Source organism: Paenibacillus sp. FSL H7-0737 (assembly GCF_000758545.1).
Taxonomy (GTDB): Bacteria; Bacillota; Bacilli; order Paenibacillales; family Paenibacillaceae; genus Paenibacillus_AQ.
Map to the genome: position 1 here is coordinate 3,460,817 of NZ_CP009279.1, position 21,738 is coordinate 3,482,554.

14 protein-coding genes are annotated in these 21,738 nt (G+C 45.3%); 12 read left to right on the plus strand and 2 right to left on the minus strand.

All coding sequences use genetic code 11. The features are described 5' to 3' along the window. The first annotated feature begins 23 nt into the window (after positions 1-23). Positions 24-971: an ABC transporter substrate-binding protein gene (locus H70737_RS14955; protein ID WP_042188416.1), complete on the plus strand. Its 948-nt coding sequence runs from the start codon at positions 24-26 to the stop codon at positions 969-971. A gap of 161 nt (positions 972-1,132) precedes the next feature. On the opposite strand, the gene H70737_RS14960 is transcribed toward H70737_RS14955, so the two are convergent. Continuing rightward, the gene (locus H70737_RS14960; RefSeq protein ID WP_042188417.1) at positions 1,133-1,708 is read right to left on the minus strand and encodes a dihydrofolate reductase family protein; all 576 of its coding nucleotides are present in this window, start codon (positions 1,706-1,708) and stop codon (positions 1,133-1,135) included. A 159-nt stretch (positions 1,709-1,867) separates the two neighbouring features. Between H70737_RS14960 and H70737_RS14965 the strand changes: the two genes are divergently transcribed. The 5 genes from H70737_RS14965 (at position 1,868) to H70737_RS14985 (ending at position 11,582) form a co-directional block, all read left to right on the plus strand. Continuing rightward, positions 1,868-3,790 carry an AraC family transcriptional regulator gene (locus H70737_RS14965; protein ID WP_042188418.1) on the plus strand — a complete coding sequence of 641 codons (1,923 nt, stop codon included), beginning with the start codon at positions 1,868-1,870 and terminating at the stop codon, positions 3,788-3,790. Positions 3,791-4,189: 399 nt separating this feature from the next. Beyond that, complete coding sequence (codB, locus tag H70737_RS14970; RefSeq protein WP_042188419.1) at positions 4,190-5,467, plus strand: cytosine permease; 1,278 nt, start codon at positions 4,190-4,192, stop codon at positions 5,465-5,467. Beyond that, positions 5,436-6,704, plus strand: a complete 1,269-nt coding sequence (locus H70737_RS14975) for a cytosine deaminase (protein WP_042188420.1) — start codon at positions 5,436-5,438, stop codon at positions 6,702-6,704. The genes codB and H70737_RS14975 overlap by 32 nt, the downstream gene beginning before the upstream one ends. Positions 6,705-7,079: 375 nt before the next feature. After that, positions 7,080-10,376 (plus strand): chitinase N-terminal domain-containing protein, encoded by a 3,297-nt coding sequence (locus H70737_RS14980; RefSeq protein WP_042188422.1) that lies wholly within the window; start codon positions 7,080-7,082, stop codon positions 10,374-10,376. 219 nt (positions 10,377-10,595) lie between these two features. Further along, positions 10,596-11,582: an alpha/beta fold hydrolase gene (locus H70737_RS14985; RefSeq protein WP_042188423.1), complete on the plus strand. Its 987-nt coding sequence runs from the start codon at positions 10,596-10,598 to the stop codon at positions 11,580-11,582. 80 nt (positions 11,583-11,662) lie between these two features. Here H70737_RS14985 and H70737_RS31050 read toward each other — a convergent pair whose 3' ends face one another. After that, a complete protein-coding gene (locus tag H70737_RS31050) occupies positions 11,663-12,298 on the minus strand; it encodes a TetR/AcrR family transcriptional regulator (RefSeq protein WP_197071204.1) in 636 nt (211 codons plus the stop codon). Positions 12,299-12,377: 79 nt separating this feature from the next. Here H70737_RS31050 and H70737_RS14995 point away from each other — a divergent pair, with 79 nt between their 5' ends. The 6 genes from H70737_RS14995 to cydC all read left to right on the plus strand — a co-directional run bounded on the left by H70737_RS14995 (position 12,378) and on the right by cydC (position 21,681). After that, positions 12,378-14,225 carry a zinc-binding metallopeptidase family protein gene (locus H70737_RS14995; protein ID WP_042188424.1) on the plus strand — a complete coding sequence of 616 codons (1,848 nt, stop codon included), beginning with the start codon at positions 12,378-12,380 and terminating at the stop codon, positions 14,223-14,225. 62 nt (positions 14,226-14,287) lie between these two features. Then, a complete protein-coding gene (locus H70737_RS15000; RefSeq protein ID WP_042188425.1) occupies positions 14,288-15,139 on the plus strand; it encodes a GNAT family N-acetyltransferase in 852 nt (283 codons plus the stop codon). Between the two features lie 539 nt (positions 15,140-15,678). Then, positions 15,679-17,043 carry a cytochrome ubiquinol oxidase subunit I gene (locus H70737_RS15005; RefSeq protein WP_042188426.1) on the plus strand — a complete coding sequence of 455 codons (1,365 nt, stop codon included), beginning with the start codon at positions 15,679-15,681 and terminating at the stop codon, positions 17,041-17,043. Further along, positions 17,040-18,056, plus strand: coding sequence for a cytochrome d ubiquinol oxidase subunit II (locus tag H70737_RS15010; RefSeq protein WP_042188427.1), 1,017 nt, complete (start codon positions 17,040-17,042; stop codon positions 18,054-18,056). The genes H70737_RS15005 and H70737_RS15010 overlap by 4 nt, the downstream gene beginning before the upstream one ends. 101 nt (positions 18,057-18,157) lie before the next feature. Continuing rightward, a complete protein-coding gene (gene cydD, locus H70737_RS15015) occupies positions 18,158-19,957 on the plus strand; it encodes a thiol reductant ABC exporter subunit CydD (protein ID WP_371915718.1) in 1,800 nt (599 codons plus the stop codon). Next, positions 19,954-21,681: a thiol reductant ABC exporter subunit CydC gene (cydC, locus tag H70737_RS15020; protein ID WP_042188429.1), complete on the plus strand. Its 1,728-nt coding sequence runs from the start codon at positions 19,954-19,956 to the stop codon at positions 21,679-21,681. The genes cydD and cydC overlap by 4 nt, the downstream gene beginning before the upstream one ends. The last annotated feature ends 57 nt before the right edge of the window (positions 21,682-21,738 follow it).

Below are 21,738 nucleotides of genomic sequence, written 5' to 3' on the forward strand. Positions count from 1 at the left end.
ATAACAACTCAAGGGGGAGCCAAATGAATAGACTATTTGGATGGATTGCATCCTTAATTATAATAGCAGGATTACTGGCTGGATGTTCCGAAACTTCAGTCACAACTGCACCTGAAGTCGGCAAGATCGAGGAAGCGGGATGGCCAAGAACAATTGCAGATGCCAGCGACAATGGAGTGGTGCTCAAGACACGACCTGAGCGGATAGCGGTTCTGCATCCTTTGTATTTGGACTACTTTTTCGCTCTAGATACGTCTCCAATCGCATCAACTAACGCAGCTGAAGCAATGAAAGATTTCGCTACTTTACAGCCTTATGCCGGAACTGCTGAGATTATTGATTTGGGCAATAGCAATGCGAATCTGGAAATGATCATGGATGCAAAGCCTGATGTGATTGTAACCTTCAAGGGTTCTGTTGATAGCAATTATGATGAGTTGAATAAGATTGCACCTGTCATCTTAATTGACTACACCGATACCTGGGAAAAAACGACTATGCTGTGTGCTCAGATTGTTGGAAAAGAGACGTTAGCGGAACAAGCCATTAAGGAAACACAAGAAATGATAGCCAATACGAAAAAACAGTTAAATAGTCTTGAAAATAAGACCTTTGCCTTGCTACGGGTCGATGGAAAAGCCAATTTTAATGCTCAAGGCTCTAAAAACACGATGTACTACAATCAAACAGTGGGCTTTGGGTTGTTGCCACCAAAGGGATATCCCGAGGAGGGTGGGGCTCTTTCTCTGGAGGGTCTATACAGCATGAATCCCGATTATATTATTATCCAGCATGATATGGATATCGCAAAGGCGGCCATCAAGGAGAAGGAAACTTCAAAAGCGTGGAACTCACTGGAAGCAGTAAAAAACAATCATGTTCTTATCTTTGATAATTCACTAAACAGCGCAAGTATCCTGGCTGTCCGTTTAGCTGCAGATCATTTCCTGCAATTGGCGGCTGAACAATAATTTATTATACAAAAATCCGATTGACGCTGCTGGGCGCAATCGGATTTTTGTTATTTAGATAAATATCTTGTCCTGTTGTTTGGTGAAAATAAAGTATTAGACTGCAGCTGTTGTCGTTCCAATAACGTTCCCCGTTAGCATAATCACCTTAAGTGACAAGGTCATCTTAGCGTCTGGTAAACGAGGCCTATGGCTCCAGAATCAAAGGTCTTGTTTTCGATTAGCTTAAGATTGATCTTCTCCTTGAGACCTTGGAATAACGGCAATCCCTTACCGATCAGAACGGGAGAAACCGTAATTTTATACTCATCAATTAAATCAAGCTGCATGAGGTGGTGTGCGAACCTAGGACTGCCGAGGATGACCATATCCTTGCCTGGCTGCTGTTTGAGGTTATTGATCTCTTTCTCGACATCTTCTTTCACGAGTCTGGAATTATTCCATTCGACTTTCTCCAGCGTCGTGGAAAAAACGATTTTGGCTGTCTTTTCGATCCACTCGGCATGATTCCGTTCATGCTGCGAAGCTGATGGGTTCGAAGGCACAGATGGCCAGTAACTATGCATCATCTGATAAGTCCCACGTCCCCAAAGGACAGTGTCGGCAGTACTCAGAATTTCTTTCGCATGTTTCTCCAAATCAGCATCGTAGGAAACCCAACCAATGTCCATTTCACCATTAGGCCCTTCAACAAAACCGTCAAGCGATGTGTGAAGAAATAGAACGAGTTTTCTCATTTTCAGTTCTCCTTTGATCATGAGGGATATTTACATTATACATTAACTACATTTTAACAGTTTTCTTCAGTCTAGTCCTTTATTATCTTTAGACAACTGTTATTGATAATGGCTATCATTTATGATGATCATTAGACAGATAACGGAGGGGTAGTCATTATGCACATCAACAATCAAATATTTCTTTGGGATCAAGCGACCGTCAAGTTATTGGATGTACGCCAAATTGAAATGGTTCAAAGCGAAATTCTTCAAAAATATAAGATTCCTGCCAGTATATTTTTACTTTCGGTACATGGGAGCGCTCAAGTTCAGTTAGATCAGGCCGAATTTTCTTTTACAGGATTTCAAATCCTCCATAGCGGGAAAGGGGCGACCCTCAATATTGTTCCGACAAGCAAGAAATTTGTTTACTATATCATTTACTACCGTGCATGGATTCATGAAGAGGATCCCTTCCAAATACAATATTGTTTTTCCCCTAATGCACCCATTTTACTTTATAACAAAATTCAAATGATGCATCAAAAATGGAACAGGCAAGAAGAGAGACTCCATGTTAAATCATTGTTTTATCAATTCATTGATCAGGTTTTAAAAGAATTACATAGACAAGAGACTGAGGTGAAACAAACAAGTGTTGCAGTCCAAGTCATCACCTACATCCAGGAATACTATGCGGAGCCAATCACATTAGATTCTCTTGCGGAAGTATTTAATTTCAGTGCTTATCATTTGTCATCATTGTTTAAAGAGTACACAGGTATGAGTCCGATTGATTACTTAATTCGTTTTAGGCTTGAACGGGCAACAGAGCTTTTAATGACAACAGAGGCTTCTGTCGGGGAAATTGCAGCAAGCGTTGGTTATAAAGACGTTTATTATTTCAGCCGAATTTTTAAGAAAAGAAAAGGTGTATCCCCTGCACATTTTAGAACAAGAGAGATACAGGCACATAAAGTTGCTGAAAGTCCATCAAACTTCCCCACATCCTCTATTTTTGAACACATCGTTCAACAGTATATTAATAATGATAATCATTATCATAATACGGAAAAAGGGGAATTACATATGTTTAAAATGACAAAATCTCAGACGACGGCAGCTTTGCTGCTTTGCGGTTCTTTATTATTAGGCGCTTGCTCAAGCGGGACGGGCACAGCTGCGAAGGAGCAGAGTACTGGGAATGGAACCGTTAATCAAACAGTATTAGAAGAAAGTTCGAAGACTCGAATAGTATCAACGCCAAAGGGAGATGTGGAAGTACCTGCAGAGCCGAAAAGAGTAGCGGCTGACCAATATATGGGGCATTTATTGAAATTAGGAATTGTTCCAATCGGTGCAAGAACATTTATGCTGGATGAAGGCTGGATGGAGAAGGCGGACATTCCGAAAGAAACGATCGAGAAAATTGAAGATCTAGGAGATTTTCCTTTAAACCTGGAAAAATTAACGATGCTAGATCCGGACTTAATTATCGGTTCAATCGATGAGAACATAGAACAATATGAGAAGATTGGAACGACTGTTTTTCTGCCTTATTGGGAGGGGTTATCAACCGCAGGGCCGCTTGATAAATTCAGGGGTGTAAGCAAGATATTCGGAAAAGAAAAAGAAGCAGAAGAATGGATTACGGAATACGAACAGAAAGTAGCTGAAGCAAAGTCGAAACTCGCCGGTGTTATTAAGGAAGGGGAAACCGTTTCGGTTGTTTCATTTTCAGAAAAAGCGGTATACGTCTTAGCGGCAAAGGGAGGAAACTATGGTTCTTCCACTATATACAATATGCTGCAGCTGCCTCCAACAGAAAGTGCAAAAAATATGGCTGAGGGGTTTGAATCGATTTCACTTGAAGTGCTCCCAGAATACTTAGGGGATTATGTTTTTGTTTATAATGGCGATGCTGATGCAACAAATAAAGCAATGGAAAGTAACATATGGAAAGGCATCCCTGCAGTGAAAAATGGCAAAGTTTATTTGTATGGTGATAACTATCATGATGAATTCGTTATGGAGGACCCTTTTTCATTAGAGCTTCAGCTGGATACGATTGTTAATCTATTACTTGGCACTACTAAATAATTTAATAGATATGGCACATCTGAGGTTGTCCGGTACCACATAAGGCTTTGTCCTATGAGCAAGTGCCTTGGTTGACCTCATCCACATAATAATTCCAAGCGCAGCATTCAAAAGAGGATTTATATCAATGGATATTAATGACATTGACATCTATAGGTTTTTCTAAAATAATAGAATGTAATTGAATACTGGTACCTTTAATTCAGTCCAGAGAGGCTGACAAGGACAGCGGATTTTTATAATCACGTGAGAAGCAGGGCATATTCCGTCAAGGGATGCTCTGTGTCTTAGCGCGGATTATGATGAACAAAAGAGGCTACTTGTCAGTTTGATCTGACGAGTAGCCTCTTTTGTTTCTGCTTTTTTGGTATCAGGACACTTTATACTGGGGGTATTCTGATGAGTAAACAGGATCAAGAGTTTTCGTGGCAAGCGGTGCCGAAAACGCAGAGAAATCATTTTGGAAAGACGTTCTCCGTCATGTTAGCATTCACTTTCTTTTCCGCAAGCATGTTGGCAGGGGGAACGTTAGGGGTCAGTTTGACATTCATGGAGTTCATTGGAATCGTGCTTGCCGGTAATCTGGCACTCGGCATCTATACCGGAGCACTGGCACATATCGCTGCCAAAACAGGTCTTTCCACGCATTTGCTTGCAAAATATGCGTTCGGTGAAAAAGGCTCGTACCTTCCTTCTTTCCTGCTTGGCTTCACACAGGTCGGATGGTTCGGTGTCGGTGTAGCCATGTTCGCGGTACCGGTCGCCAGAGCGATGGACTGGAATGTGTACCTTTTGATCTTCGTGTTTGGTCTCGCAATGACGGCATCAGCCATCTTCGGCATGAAGTCGCTCGTCATTCTGGGTTATATAGCAGTTCCGGCCATTGCTATTCTCGGTGGTTACTCAGTGTTCGAAGGAGTAAACACGCTGGGTGGTCTGCAAGGGTTGCTCGATTACACACCAACAGAGTCGCTCACCGCAGCAGCAGCATTGACCATTTGTATCGGGTCATTCATTAGCGGCGGAACGTTGACGCCCGATTTTGCCCGGTTTGCCAGAACCTCCCGGCAGGCGGTTACTGCAACGGTCATTTCGTTCTTTCTAGGGAACTCACTTATGTTTCTCTTCGGTGCAGTCGGCGCAATGGCTTATAATTTGGCAGATATCTCGGAGGTCATGTTCCTGCAAGGATTGCTCATTCCTGCGATCATCGTACTGGGGCTGAACATCTGGACAACTAACGATAACGCACTTTACGCTTCCGGGCTGGGCTTTGCCAATATCACTAAAATTTCGAAAAAGTTTTTCGTTATCGTTAACGGCATCGTGGGTACCGTATTTGCCATGTGGATGTACAACAATTTCGTTGGTTTCCTGAATGTGCTGGGCGCGGCGATACCGTCCATCGGGGCGATCATCATCGCAGACTATTTTATTGTGAAGCGCAGAAACTATAAACCATTTGCCGACATGACTTTCAAAAATGTAAACTGGATCGCGATGGTGGCTTGGGTTATCGGCGTGGCCTTCGCCCAGCTGGCTCCAGGAATAACACCACTTAATGCACTGATTGGAACAGCGGTTGTATACACTGTGATAATGCTGATCGTTGCTAAGAAAGAATCCAAAGAAATGGGGAATAAAAATGATTATACAGAACGCAAAATTGCGGGGTAAAGAAGGTTTATGGAATATTGTTGTGAAAGATGGGAAGTTTGAGCTTATCACGCAGTCAATGGAGCTAACTGCGAATGAGGAAGTAATTGATGTTAACGGCTCACTTGTGCTGCCACCGTTCATTGAACCTCATATTCACTTGGATACAACGTTAACAGCAGGTGAGCCGGAATGGAATTTGAGCGGAACACTGTTTGAAGGCATCCAGCGTTGGTCAGAACGCAAGGCCTTCCTGACGCATGAAGACGTCAAAACGCGTTCCAAAACTGCATTGAAGTGGCAGATCGCGCAGGGTATCCAGCATGTACGAACACATGTAGACGTTACTGATCCAAGTTTGACCGCCGTTAAAGCGATGCTTGAAGTGAAAGAAGAAATGGCACCGTTCATTGACATCCAGCTTGTCGCTTTTCCACAGGAAGGTATTCACTCCTTCCCGAACGGTGTGGAATTACTAGAAGAGTCGCTGAAAATGGGTGTTGACGTGGTGGGTGGTATTCCACACTTCGAATTCACAAGAGAATATGGCGTCGATTCGATGAAGGTTGCGTTTGACCTCGCTGAAAAATACGACCGTCTGATCGATATCCATTGCGACGAAATCGATGACGAGCAATCCCGTTTCTTGGAAGTTGTAGCCAAAGAAGCTTACGAACGCGGGCTTGGCTCCCGTACGACAGCAAGCCACACGACGGCGATGGGGTCATACAATGATGCATATACGTACAAATTGTTTAGATTACTGAAGATGGCTGACCTAAATTTCGTCTCCAATCCTCTGGTTAACATCCATCTGCAGGGACGCTTTGACACTTATCCGAAAAGAAGAGGATTAACTCGCGTCAAAGAACTGCTGGAAGCGGGACTTAATGTATGCTTCGGTCACGATGACATTTTTGATCCATGGTATCCGCTTGGCACAGGCAATATGCTTCAGGTGCTGCACATGGGTATTCATGCTTCTCAGCTGCTTGGATACGATCAAATCGTAAATTCAATCGATCTTATTACGAAAAATAGCGCAAGAACGTTGAATATCGAGGATATGTATGGCATTGAAGTAGGTAAACCTGCCAACTTCATCGTTCTTGAAGCAGAGAACGAGTATGAGACCATTCGTAAACAGGCCGGAGTACTTTATTCGTTCAGAGCCGGCCGCAAAATCGCGGAAACAAAGCCGCGGGACACTTCGATCATTCTTGAGAACGGTTCGGAGAAGATTACTTTCAATAAATAATTGAATGAAGTATGTGCTCCATCAAGCAGAACCTGCTTTTTAGCCAAAAATCCCCTCATGATAGTCAGGAATATATGAGATCACGTGAATGTGAACTCTTCCTGTATATATGGGGGATTTTTTTTGATTCTTGTGTTTGACCATTTTTCTATTGCAGGACGTTCCGGACCTAAACTCCAGTATCACTAAGACTTTTTTCATAGCTTATTTCCAAGATTCGACCTTGTTTTCACCCACTGTATAGGCCGAAAGTATAAATTTACAACACTTTACAAAAATCTATGTTTTTCCTAATCCTTATGAGATAGCATATTAGACGAAAGCGGTGGACAATTATGGAAAAATCCACCGATCTATATCTTAAGGAGGAAGAATATGAAGGAGAAGCGTTCAGGTTTGAATAAGAAGCTGCTAAAAAGCATGCTGGTTGCATCTGTTGCCGTACCCCTGCATTTGTTCGCATTCGGAGCCGGCTCGGCGATATACGCTGAGGGGCCAAGCGACCCCGCCCCATTCATTGAAGCCAAAGTGGTCAACGAGCATGCAGGCCAGAAAATTCTGTTTGACAATACCCACGCGCAGACGGCCGGAGCGGCCGACTGGGTTATTGATGGCGCTTTTTCCGATTTTGGCAATGCGCTTGCGCAAGAAGGCTATTACGTTAAAGAGCTTCGTAAGACCACTCCGATTACGCTAGGCGATCTTTCCAGCTATGACGTCTTCGTCGTGGCCGAATCTAACATTCCATATAAATCCAGCGAGCAGGCAGCTATGGCGGAATACGTGGAGAATGGCGGCAGCATCTTCTTCATCGGCGATCATTACAATGCGGACCGCAATAAGAACCGCTGGGACGGCAATGAGGCATTCAACGGTTACCGCCGTGGAGCTTGGGACAACCCAGCCAAAGGCATGAGCACCGAAGAGGCCAGTTCCGCGGCAATGCAAGGCGTGGTCAGCTCCGATTGGCTGGCGGAAGAGTTCGGTGTCCGGTTCCGCTTCAATGCGCTAGGTGACATTAACGCGACCAACATCGTGGCTCCCGATCAGGCCTTCGGTATTACATCAGGAGTATCAAGTGTAGCCATGCATGCCGGCTCCACGCTGGCAATCCTCGACCCGACCCGGGCGAAGGGCATCGTCTATCTGCCGAAAACCAACAATGCTTGGGGCAATGCGGTGGACCAAGGTGTCTACAATGGCGGCGGCGTAGCGGAAGGTCCTTATGTAGCCGTGGCGAAAAAAGGTGCCGGCAAAGCTGCCTTTCTCGGCGACTCCTCCCCAGTTGAGGATGCCACACCGAAGTATTTGCGCGAGGATACCGGTGCCAAAAAAACGACTTACGATGGCTTCAAGGAGGCTGACGATGCTGAGCTCCTGGTGAACACCGTTAACTGGCTCGCCGAACAAGAGAGCTATACGGATTTCACCAAGGTAAGTGGCCTGACGCTGGATCAGCCGACGCAGCTGCTGCCGTTCGAAGAGCCGGCGCTTTCCACCGAGCCGCAGCCAGAGCCATGGGCCGCTCCGAATGCCGGCTACAAATGGTTTGACCGCACCAGCTACAAGGCGGGCTCTTACGGCGGACCGGCGGCTACTGCAAGCGCGGTGTACAATTTCACGCACCAAACGGTGCTGCCGAACGCGCAGGATTTCCAGATTCGTATCAGCGCAGATAATCTCCCTGCCAATACGAGCGTATCAGGATTCCAATTGGGTATCTACCAGGTGAGTAGCGGTGCCCAGATCGCCAAGATCCAGAACAGTGACGGCACTTGGCCGAGTAGCTATGCTTACAGCGCCAACTTTAGCCTGACTTCAGACTTGAACGGCCATGCCTACAAAGATCTGACCGTGCAGATCAAACCGGGCACCACGGCTGCATCCAATCTGCGTCTGCGCCAGAACGGAACGAACCTGAAGACCGAATCAGTAACGCTCGGTAACGTCCCAGCAGAACCGCTTCCGGACGAGGAAGATCCAATTCCGGCGACCGTTTCCATCGGCGAAGCCCGGACCAAGATCATTGGATCCTTGGTGACGGTTGAGGGGATCGTAACGACTGAGCCGGGTATTTTCGGCGGGCAAACCTTTTATCTGCAGGATGAGACCGGCGGACTTTATGTCTACCAGAGCCAAAGTGGATTCCATGCAGGCGATACGGTCAAGGTAACAGCGTCCACGGCGCTGTACAATTCGGAGCTAGAGTTGACCGAAGTTGTGCAGATCGAGAAGACCGGCACAGCGAAGCTGCCCGAGTCCGTTGACGTACCGGCTGTGAACGATACCAATCAAGGTCAGCTGCTCAAGCTTAAAGACGTGAAAGTGACGAATATTATCACAGCCACTCCAAGCGGTTCCTTTGAATTTGACGCCATCGCCGATGGCGGGACAAGCAATCACATCCGGGTGGATGCCCGGACGGGCATCACGAAAGACAGCTTCCCTTATGCGGAAGGACAGAAGCTCGATATTACGGGCGTAGCCGCGATCTTCAAAGACGTATACCAACTCAAGCCTAGAAGTCTCGGAGACTTCAGCATTGTGGAAGAAGTGGGGGCTCCGGTAACGACGGCAACCCTGTCGGCAAATCCGAACGCTGCCGGCTGGTTGAACCAGCCCACCGAAGTAACCCTGAAGGCCGACTCTGATACAGCTAAGGTTTATTACTCGCTGAACGGCGGTGCGGAAGCCGTATACAGCACTCCGTTGGCCGTAAGCAAAGATGGACGGCATACGCTGTCTTATCATGCGGTTTCGGGCAAGGGAAAGGTGGAAGAAACTAAGACACTGAGCCTTAATATCGACACGGTTTCACCGACAGCGGAGCTGACGGAGTCCGGTCATGCGGTTGGCGATGTGGAGGAGGAAGCCCAGCTTAAGTTTGTATTGGCTGCCGAAGATAATCTGTCTGGCGTCACCTCCAAGCAGCTTCTGCTGGATGGACAGCCCATAGCTGACGGACAGACCCTGAATGCTGCGGAGCTGGGTGCCGGGTCCCATACTGTAAACTACGTCGTGACCGACGCCGCAGGCAACACTGCCGAAAAGAGCTACACGTTCCAAATTACTGGCGGAGCGGCGCTTGCAACTGACAAGCCTGGACAGCCAGTGTTGTCTTCGAACAGCGGCTACGGTTATGGACTCAGTGACGGTAACTTTACCGTCACCATGAACCTCTGGTGGGGCAATAACGCTACCAGCTACATGCTTTATGAGAATGGCACACTGATCGATTCCAAGTCTCTGAAGGATGTATCTCCTTCCGCGCAGACGGCAAGCACAGCGCTTTACGGTAAGCCGAATGGCACCTATATATACACAGTGGAGCTAACCAACAAATACGGCACAACCAAGAGCCAGCCGCTCACGGTGACGATCCGCGATGCCGCACCGGGCAAGCCGGTCCTGGCCCATGACAACTGGGACGGAGATGGCTCTTATAAAGTAACGATGAATCTGTGGTGGGGCACTAATGCCACAGAGTACCGCCTTTATGAGAACGGGCAACTGATCGACACGCAAGCGCTAAACGCCAACACGCCTTCGGCGCAGAGTGCTACGACTGACGTCACTGGTCGCGCTTCCGGCAATTATGAATACCGGGCGGAGCTGGTTAATGCAGCGGGAGAGACCATAAGTGATATCATCAAGGTAACCGTCAACAAATAATACGATGAGCGTTTAAATCTTGTAAGAAGTATTCCAAGGTGTTGCATACCTATTTGCTGTTGATCCAGGAGGTGCTTATATCTTTCAGATATAACGCCTCCTTTTTGACTTGTTCATATTCCGTTCATATTGTCGTCACGATGAGTACATCTTGATTGATTACACTTTGAATATGTCGTCAAGGCGGCACTTCAGATACAGGGACAAGGAAGGGAAGAGATGAACGTGGCAAATAAGGTGGAATTAAAAACAACAGGGACTAAGAGCCACAAGAAACGGAACCTATGGTTAAAAATAATCGGAGGTATTGTAGGGGCGCTCGTGTTGTTCATGGGCATCGTTTTTATCGTTGATTCTATTAGCGATGGGGTAGAGAAAAAGAAAATCGAATCGTATGGCCAGTATGTCAATGTGGATGGGAAAAAAATGAATGTGCTTATTCAAGGCAGCGGAGAACAAACGGTTGTACTCCTACCGGGACAAGGAACCCCGACGCCTGCACTTGATTTCAAATTGCTGATCGATGAAATTACCCCTAATTATAAAGTCGTGGTGGTCGAGCCTTTCGGTTATGGTTTGAGCGATGAAACCGAGAAGGAGAGAACGACTGAGAATATAGTAAGTGAGGTTCACGAAGCAGTGCAGCAACTGGGTTTAGACCGTTACATTCTAATGGGACATTCCATCGCGGGACTTTACGGAGCGACCTATGTGAACACATATCCGGATGAAGTTCTTGCTTTTGTCGGCATCGATAGCAGCGTTCCCAATCAACCCGGAATGGATGTCAAATTACCTTTGAACGCCATGAAATTTCTTCAAAAATCAGGTCTAATGAGATTGGTCCAAAAAGTGAGCGGAGATCCCTATGAATCGCTTGCGTTCGATGAGCATACCAAAGAACAGATGCGTTTGATTTCGAATCAAGTCGCGACCAATCCAACGTTGATGAATGAACTTAGCCACCTCGGTTCCAATTTTAAAAATGGAGAAAAACTCACAATGCCAAAAGACTTGCCGTTGCTTCTCTTCGTTCAATCGAATAATGAGCACAATAAACAGTGGATTCCGCTTCATGAAGAGCAAGTCAAACAATCCGCACAGGGAAAAATGATCCCGATGGAAGGTTCTCATTACCTGCATCATACAAAATACAAAGAAATCGCTGAGGAATTCAAAGCTTACATGAAACAAATTCAATTGTAGGGTTGATAATTAAACTGCGGAGCCGAACTTGGTTCCGTAGTTTCTTTATTTTTTCCATTTAAAAAACAATTTATCAAATCTTATTCCTGAGACATTGGAGTTTGGTATACATCGAGACAAATCTTGGTCATCTCATCAATGGATTTTGCAAAGTCGGATTGTATCCATTTGAGGAGAACATTATAGAGGGCCCCCGCTTTAAAGTATATTCGGTACACATTTTCATCGCTTTTGTCGTGAGCAGTAGAGAGCATCATTTCATTCAAGCAATCCAGAATTACATCATCAAATTTTGCGCTTTGAAGTGCTTTGTAGATGTTCCGCTGCTGAAAAACAACTTCAAAAAGCACACTGATAAATTTTTGAGGTTCTTTAGCTTTGCCTGTTAATTCATTGGTGTAAGGTAAGAGTTTTAGATTAATTTCGAAAATAAGCGAATCGACCAAATCCACCAGGATCTCTTGCTTGGAGGAATAGTTGTTGTAATAGGCCGTTCGAGAGACCCCTGCACGCTTCACAATATCGGTGATGGTAATTTTGTTAAAAGGCTGTTCCTGGATCAAGTAGACTAATGCCGTGCAGATGGCTTCTCTTGTCAAGCGGTTGGTTTCTTTATTGGAACGATGCTGAGAGGTATTCGGACTATATAATTCATGATTTGAGATGACATTTCCCCTCCGTTTGTACATTCTGGTGTTCGTTTTATTGTTTTTCATGAGTCTTTTCAATATGCTAAAACCATAAGGCATTACAAATGTAATGTCAAAATAGTAGTAGATACAATGGGAGGGCGTCATGTTAGAAAACTTATATAGACGATTGTCAGCGGGGCTGCTTTTGATCCTAGCACTTTGTGCTACGGTATTCATTGGCAAAGAAACGGTAATCTCGATAGTGACCATTACCCTTTTGTTAGCGGAATTAGGCATCTCTTTTTTACTTTTAAAGAAGCGTGAAAAGTTACATGTGGTGTTAATTAGTGCGATGGTGGCAGAAGGGTTGTACTTACTGACAAGAGAATTTTGGCTGCTTGCGCTTTCTATCTTGCTGCTGATCGTAGCGGGCATATGGAGAGGACTCTTTGGACAAAAGGTGCGCAGTAGAGTCACTCCATTGATAGTGGTTCGTAAAGTGTTAATCAGCATTGCTGCTCTTATCGTTACTGCACTTTGGGGTATTGGAATCTATGCAAAACCTATTACAACACCTGTGGCATTACCAACTGATGCGGCTGTGACGATCGATGAACGTAAATTGGATTCTGCAGCAGTGATGCTGAAGGATATTGAAGTAATGAATTCTTTTGGAAGCCGTACAACAGGATCTGAGGGTCATAATCAATTTATTTCATGGCTGGAGCAACAGGTAACAGATATGGGGCTGAAAGTTTATCGTGATCACTATACTTTTGACCGATGGGAAGAAAAGAGCAGCTCTTTAATGATTGATCAGCAATCAATTCATGTCTCTTCAGCTTTTCCTTATTCCGGGGAAACTGACGAAAATGGGGTAACAGGGGAGCTGGTATATACGAAGCGTGGTGAGTATGACCAGGCCAGCGGAAAAATTGCTGTCATTGAAATCGAGAATTTCAGAAATTTCCCAAGTGGGATCGTTATGAACATGCGGGATTCCTCTCCAATGGAAAGCCAAATTGCCCCAAATGAAGGCGATCTAGTCCTCACTACAGCTTTAAAAGAAGCTAAATTGGAGCAAGCGAAGGAAATGGGTGTGAAAGCTGTTGTTGTTGTCTGGAAAGGGGTATCCGACGATAAGGTTGAAAAGCAGTATGTGCCTTTTACTACCGATTATGCTGGAATTCCTGCGATCTGGGTCAATGAAACGGAAGGGAAAAAGGTAATCAATGCAGCCCAGAAGCACAAAGAAGGTACGGTTATTTTAGAAGCGGAAATACAAAAAAATGCTCCAACAGAATCCTTTTATGTGAAAATTGACGGGAAAAATAAAGATGAAGCGATCATTATAAATACCCATACGGATGGAATAAATGTGGTGGAGGAAAATGGTGCTGTGGGCATGCTGTCCATGATTCGTTACTTACAGCAGGAGCAGCCGGAACGTACGATGATTTTCACCTTTGTGACAGGCCATTTTAGATTACCGGATTTCAAAGGAACTTCTCAGGCGACTTCCACTTGGATGGAGGGGCATCGAGAGCTCTGGGATGGCAAGAAAGGCCATATGAAAGCTGTAGCTGGAATTACGGTTGAGCATTTAGGCAGTATGGAGTGGAAGGACGATGATACGGGTCACTATAGACCAACTGGAAAAATAAGTACAGAATATACCTATGCGGGCAATGAAATGATGGCGTCCATATGGCTGAAAGCTATTGAAAAGACCGACGGCACACGTACTGTATTATTACATGGACATAACAAGTTTGAGTTTGGAGAGAGTCAGCCTTTATTTGAAGCAGGGATACCGGTGATTGGCTTCATTCCAATGCCTGACTATCTGCTCGTAGATAGTGAAAACAGAGAGATGGACAAATTTGATGCAAAGCTTATGCATACGCAAATTGTATCGTTACTGAAAGTGGTCAAGATAGTGGACGGAACGGAGACGACTAAGCTTGGAAAGTCAGATGGGTATTCTTTTTTCTATGGCCGTACTAAATGATGAATTGGAGATTGGCTGATGATTAAGAACTTAGTACCAAAAGAAAAGGAGAAAAAAACTACATGTTGATCAAAAGTGTTAAGGATCTTGAATTACAAGAGTTTACAACTTGCTTTAACGAAGCCTTTTCCGATTATGTAATTCCATTTCATGTTTCTTCGGAGTATTTAGCTGATAAATTTGCAGGTGCGGGAGTAAATTATCAGATGTCGTTTGGTGCTTTTGATCAAGAGAAGCTGGTTGCATTTGTTATGCATGGCATCGGGGATCGTAACGGCGAAAGTACTGCATTTAATACTGGTACAGGAGTCGTTCCTTTATATAGAGGGAGACGGCTAGTCGAACAAATTTATCGTCATGCTCTTCCCATCCTTAAAGAAGCTCATATTCAAAAGTGTTTGCTTGAAGTGATTCAAACGAATGATAAAGCTATAAAAGCGTATACCACCATAGGATTTCAAATTCATAGAGAATTGGCTTGTTTCAAGGGGCGTATTGATGTCACCCTTCCGGACGATCATAGACATACATTCATTACTATGGTTCGACTGGAAGAATTCGATTGGACATCGGTACATTCTTATTGGAATTTTGAACCTTCTTGGGAACAATCTGTTCATGCAATTTTACGAAATCCGCATTTATACGATGTGGTCACGATAAGGGAAGAGAATAAGATTTGTGGATACGCGGTAATAAAATCGGCCAACGGAGCAGTTGTACAGTTCGGTATTTTGCGAGAAGAAAGAAACCAGGGATTTGGGCGTTCCTTATTTCATTGGATGGGAGAGAGACATTCTATCATCACCGTCAATAATGTAGACAAAAGAGATACAAATTCTATACGTTTCCTTCAAAGTGTTGGTCTTGACGTATACATCGAGCAATATGAAATGGAGAAAGATTTGTCATGACGAAGATGACATTAGCTTTAATTCAAAAACACTGATGATTTGAGTCAGTGTTTTTTTGTTGCAGAAGGGGGTATATATTAGAGGTTAAAATGAGGAAATATTGTTTTTTTCTAACATCGAAGTAGGAGGAGACTTGTGAAATCATATATACGCTATTGAATCAATAGCTCTTTTGGGTTCTTTTTATGTTATTCACTGAGTTGTCAGAAAGATTTGACCCTTTCTTGAACATTTAGGGATTAAGAGATATCTGTGATTGAATTACTTGCAATTTAAGATAAGATGATTTTAATCATTAGGTCACGTTATTAATTTGACTGCTCAGTATCAGGTAAATCGGGCTCGCCAACTCTTGCTTTGTGAAATTTTTCTCTTTTTACATAGCAAAGAACGAGGAACGTCATACTAAAACGAACAGGCAACGATGTCGCTGAGCCCTGCTAAACCTGATAATGAATGCAGCCCAAGAATTAGCCGGCCTAATCATAAGCATCAAGTTATGACGAAAAATGAACAGCGTTTGAAGGGAGCAGTAAAGAATGGCAATTGATACGGTGCTATGGAGCAGGCTGGTGACAGGCTTGACTCTCGGGTTCCACGTTATTTTTGCGACAATTGGCGTCGGTATACCGCTAATGATCGCTATTGCAGAGTTCATCGGGATCCGCAAAAAGGATCCCCATTATACACTTATGGCAAAGAGATGGTCTCGGGGATTTGTCATTTCTGTAGCGGTTGGTGTCGTGACCGGTACAGCCATATCACTGCAATTAGCCTTGGTATGGCCGAATTTTATGAAACTGGCTGGGAATGTTATTGCACTTCCGTTATTCATGGAAGTGTTCGCGTTCTTTTTTGAGGCCATCTTCCTGGGCATTTATTTGTATACGTGGGATCGGTTTAAAAATCCGTATATCCATTGGCTGTTGACGATTCCGATTGTCGCCGGGGCAGGCATGTCTGCCGTTTTTATTACGACGGTGAACGGATTCATGAACCAGCCTGGAGGCTTTGTCATGGAAGCAGGCCAATTCACAGCGATTGACCCAGTGCAAGCGATGTTGAATACGGCGACGTTCTCCAAGGTATTCCATGTATTAAGCTCGGCCTATTTGACAGGAGCTGCCTTGTTAGCCGGGATTGCAGCCTTTGCGATGCTGAGAAAAGGAGTGTCCGCATACCACAAAAAATCCTTGAATCTCATGATGGCGGTCGTTTTGCTGTTCAGCTTGCTGAACACATTAGCTGGTGATGTGTCCGCCAAGTTTTTGGCCGAGCATCAGCCAGAGAAGCTTGCAGCGGCAGAGTGGCATTTTGAGACGGGTAGCGGTGTGGACTTGGTTCTAATGGGATGGCTGAATGCAGAGCATGAAGTGATAGGGGCTCTTCATTTGCCGAAAGTGCTCAGCTTCCTGGCCTTTGGAGACTTTAATGCGGAGGTAACGGGGCTGGAGGAATTCCCCAAGGAAGAATGGCCACCGCTTCTTGTTCACTACCTGTTTGATTTAATGGCTGGAATCGGATTTGCTCTGCTCGCGATTTCGGTCCTGTACTTCCTGTTTGTGTTCTGGAAAAAACGCAATGTGCTTAACAAGTGGATGCTTGGCATCATCGCACTGATCGCACCGCTCGCTTTTCTAGCTGTAGAGCTGGGCTGGTTTTATGCAGAGATTGGACGACAGCCGTGGATTATCCGTGGATATATGCGTGTAGAGGAGGCTGCCACGACTTCACCGAATGTAAGAATTATATTCTTCGCCTTATTACTCTTGTACATCGTTCTCGGCAGTATGTGTGTAATCGTGCTAAGACGCTTGTTCAACAATAATCCGGCAGAAGCTGAGATGGAGAAATGGATGAAGGAACATCCTAATCAATCTGTGGAAAAGGGGGGCACTGAATGATGAGTTACGAAATAATTGGCATCTCGGTGCTCTGGCTGTTCTTGTACGGCTATTTAATTATAGCTTCCATTGATTTCGGAGCGGGATTCTTCGCCTTTTATGCCCGTTTGACGAAGCAGGATCATCTCATTAATCGTCTGATTTCCCGTTATTTATCACCCGTTTGGGAGATCACAAATGTGTTTTTCATCTTTTTCTATATTGGCATCGTCGGATTTTTTCCGGACACAGCCTATTATTATGGCTCTGCGCTGCTTGTTCCGGGAAGTATTGCAGTTATTCTTCTTGCGATTCGCGGTTCGTTCTACGCTTTTGAAAATTATGGTTCCAAGAAAAACATAGTATATCTTTTTTTGTACGGAGCTACAGGTCTGCTTATTCCGGCTTCGTTGTCAGTGGCACTTACTTTGTCTGAAGGCGGCTTTATTGTGAAGCAGGCTGAGACGGTTTCTCTGGATTACTGGGCGCTGTTTACCAATCCGTTATCGTGGAGCATCGTTGGACTGGCAATCGTGTCCGTTTTGTTCATAAGCGGCTCATTTCTGACTTTTTACGCATCTCGTGCAGAGGATCATTCCGCGTTGAAGCTGATGCGGAACTACGCCCTGTTTTGGAGCACACCGACGATAATTCTCGCACTGACAGCATTTATCTATTTGGGTCAACACAATGAGCGGCATTTTCAAAATATGATGGATTTATGGTGGCTCTTGGCACTTTCCGTTGCTTTCTTCATGATCGCGATGTGGCTGTTATATAACGGACGCCGTTACGGATTAGCTTTCATATGCATCATGCTGCAATTTTTCTGTGCCTTTTTCGCTTATGGGATTGGGCAATACCCTTATATTCTCGATCCGTATATCACGATTCAGAGCAGTGCAACTTCACCAGCAATGGGCTTAGCGTTAGTTGTTGTGTTTATCGGCGGTCTGTGCCTGTTGATCCCATCCCTTATTCTGGTCTTCAAGCTCTTCCTGTTTGATGCGGATTATGTAAAAGGGAAAAAATAAAGCTAATTGATCCATTACGGCGTGTATGAGGTTTCTCTACAAGCCTATATATAAAGGAGGTGTGATCTGTGCCGAGGAAATCCAGTCTGATTTCTCAACAAATGTCTTCACAAAGAAAAAATATGGCCCTCCTCGCGATCCTTTCGCTCGCGCTTGGTACAGCTATTGTGAGTCAGGCTGGACTGCTTGCTGAAGCAGTCCAACGGATTTTTGTGGAGAGAGCTTCATTTTCATCGGTTATCCTGTTGCTCGGCATTCTTCTGGCTGTTATGGCTGTACGCACATTGTTGTCATATGGAAACGGTAAAGTTGGCTTGCGTATGGCTGCCACTGCCAAGACAAATATGCGCGCAGCCGTGCTGCAAAACTTGACCCATGCTTCCATGCCTTCCACCCTTCGTGGACAGACGGGAGGCAAGGTCAGTATTGCTCTTGATGCTGTGGATGAGGCTGATAGTTATTTCAGTCAGTACATGCCGCGTATGATGGAAGCTGCTATCATCCCGATTCTGATTTTGGTCGTTACATTTATCCAACATGCCAACACAGGTTTCATTCTATTATTTACAGCTCCATTCATCCCGCTATTCATGATTTTGGTAGGGCTGAAAACGAAGAACAAATCCGAAGAAAAATATGCGCAGCTGGCCGAGTTTTCAGGTACTTTTCTGGATTCTCTTCAAGGGCTGGTGACGTTAAAAATATTTGGACGGGCACACCGTCAGCAACAGAAAATTGAACACAGTAGCCTTAGTTACCGTGATGCCACAATGGGCATTTTGAAGATTGCGTTTACGAATACCTTCATGCTGGAATCGATCGTGATGCTAAGCATTGGCATTGTCGCTCTTGAGCTGGCCATCCAATTGCTTGTTTTCAAATCTATGACGTTCCACACCGCCTTTCTCGTGTTGTTGCTCGTTCCCGAGTTTTACAACCTTTTAAAGAATACGGGAACGGCCTTTCACAGTGGCCGGACAAGTATGGGTGCGGTTCGTAAGGTGGAACAGATGCTTGAAGAACCGGCAGGGGAGAGCAGGGACGCGAATAGCGTTGAAGAAGCATTAACAACCGATGGACTCGACGAGATCGACAGCATGGATAGAGTCGACAGGGGAAGCAAATTGGAAATTGCAAATTCCAATGATCTTTCAGTACCGCCATCCATGGAAATAAATCATCTTCAGTTTCAATATGCTCCAGATTCATTCAAGCTTGAGACGGGTCGGATCCAGTTTAAACCGGGAGAACATATTGCGATTGTAGGTAAAAGTGGTTCCGGTAAAACGACTTTGCTCCATCTCATTGCCGGTCTGCTAAAACCAGAATCTGGAACGCTTCTGGTGAATGGTAGTCCACTCTCGCAATACGATGAAACTGAATGGTTCGAACATGTTAGCTACATTACACAGCATCCGTATATTTTTGCAGGCACATTTTCTGAAAATATTGCGATTGGTGCTCGTGGGAGCATCTCCAGGGCAGAAATTGAGCGGGCGGGGGAGGAAGCAGGACTCACTGCGCTTACAGCCCAATTGGAGCATGGATTTGATACCTTTGTTGGTGAAGGAGGCAGGGGACTGTCTGGTGGGGAAAAGCAACGGCTTGCCTTAGCACGCGCTTTTTTGAAGCGTCCTGCTATCATTTTGTTTGATGAACCCACAGTTGGACTGGATTTGCACACCGAGCGGGTACTGCAACGCTCCATAGCCAAACTGGCAAAAACGGCTACGATGATTACGGTGGCTCACCGATTATATACGATTCAACAAGCCGACAAGATTTTGTTTATGGACAATGGAGTGTTGGTGGACTCCGGACGGCATGAAGAGCTTCTGGGGCGCCTGCCTCAATATGCCGAGATGATTGATGTAGAGCGGAAAGGGGGGATATCCTCATGAATGAACTGGCCGTTCTGTCAAAGGCGATGATTCAGGAGCGTAAGGATATCATTCTTTCGATTTTGGGTGGATTTATCGCCGGCATAGCCGGTGTGGCACTCTTTTCTGCGAGCGGGTATCTAATTTCGCAAACGGTATTTGCGCCGCCGCTTTATACTTTAATTGTACTCACCTCGATGGTCAAACTGCTTGGTCTGCTACGGGCGGCGAGTCGTTATGGAGAACGCTTATATTCTCACCGGGCGACATTCTCCATGCTTAGCCGTTTACGTACATCCTTTTTTGCCAAGCTTATTCCTTTAACGCCTGGTATATTGAACAAAAATCGAAGCGGGGATCTGCTTGCGCGGATCGTTGGGGATGTCGAAAGTTTACAAAATTATTTCTTGCGAGTCGCTTATCCTCCGATCATGGTCGTCATGGTGTTTTTGGCTACGGTGCTGTTTACTTCTACCTATTCGATCTGGATTGCCGTTTTGTTTGTATTAGGTATGCTGATAACGGCATTCGTTGTACCGGGAATTGTGTTACTCGGGCAGCGGAGAATACATGGACGCGTTCGTGAGCAGAGGGCGCAGCTGTCCACGGAAGTTACAGAAGTGTTGTACGGTTTCCGGGATTTAAAAGTATACGGTCAATTGGCACAGCGGGAGGAGCAGCTTCAGCACGCTTCCGCTGTATTGGCAACTGAACAGCAACGAGCAGCCGGGCACTTGTTGCGCGGGCAATCGATGCACACTTTTGTTACGTTTCTCGTTTCCTGGGGAGTGCTGACGCTCGGCGCCTATTTAATTATGGAAGGAGCGCTTGCAGGCGTATTTCTTGCCATGTTGGTTATGGCATCACAAACCGTATTTGAAGAAGCGACGGCTATGGCCACATTACCCGCGTATAAAGAGGATAGCGAACACGCAGCCAAACGACTGACGGAAACAGTTCAGACCTTTGATGAGCAGTCTTCGCAGCCAAGTGGCACATTGTCTGTTGATCATGCTGTTACGATGGAACTATCCGATGTTACGTTTCAATATGATGGGGAGTGGAGACCGGCGCTCAGGGATGTGTCCCTGCACATTATACCTGGCTCCAAAACGGCGATTGTCGGGCCGAGTGGGTCAGGAAAATCAACAATTATCGAATTGCTGCTCAAACTGCGAACACCAACGGCTGGAGATATACGATTAAACGGCATTTCGGTGAAGGAACTGGATGAGACGAGCATTTGGCAAACGGCTAATGTAGTGTTTCAGCAAAGTCATTTTTTCCGGGGAACGATCCGGGACAACCTGCTGCTGAATGGAGAAGAATATACTGACGAACAATTGTTGGAGGTACTAGCTAAAATGCAGCTACCCGATACATCGTTGACCGATATGGTGTATGAAAAAGGGGAGAATCTGTCAGACGGCGAGAAGCAGCGGCTGGCTCTAGCGCGAGTGATGCTCCGCAAAGGACGGGTATGGCTTCTGGACGAACCCACTTCATCGCTGGATTATGTGACAGAGCATCACGTTTTGAAGCATCTCTACGCACAGGCGGCTAATGATACGCTTCTCCTGATTTGTCATCGGCTAACCGGATTGGAAGAGATGGACCGAATTGTGGTCATGGACCAAGGCAGGGTAGTCGAAACGGGGTCCTATTCGGAGTTGATGGGGCAAAAAGGCTATTTTTATGAGATGAAAAAAATCGAACAGCAAATGATCGGAGAAGTTGGAGTGTGAAGATTTGAAAAGTAGAAACAGTCTTGAACTGAATAGGAAAGCCCAAGACTGTTTCTG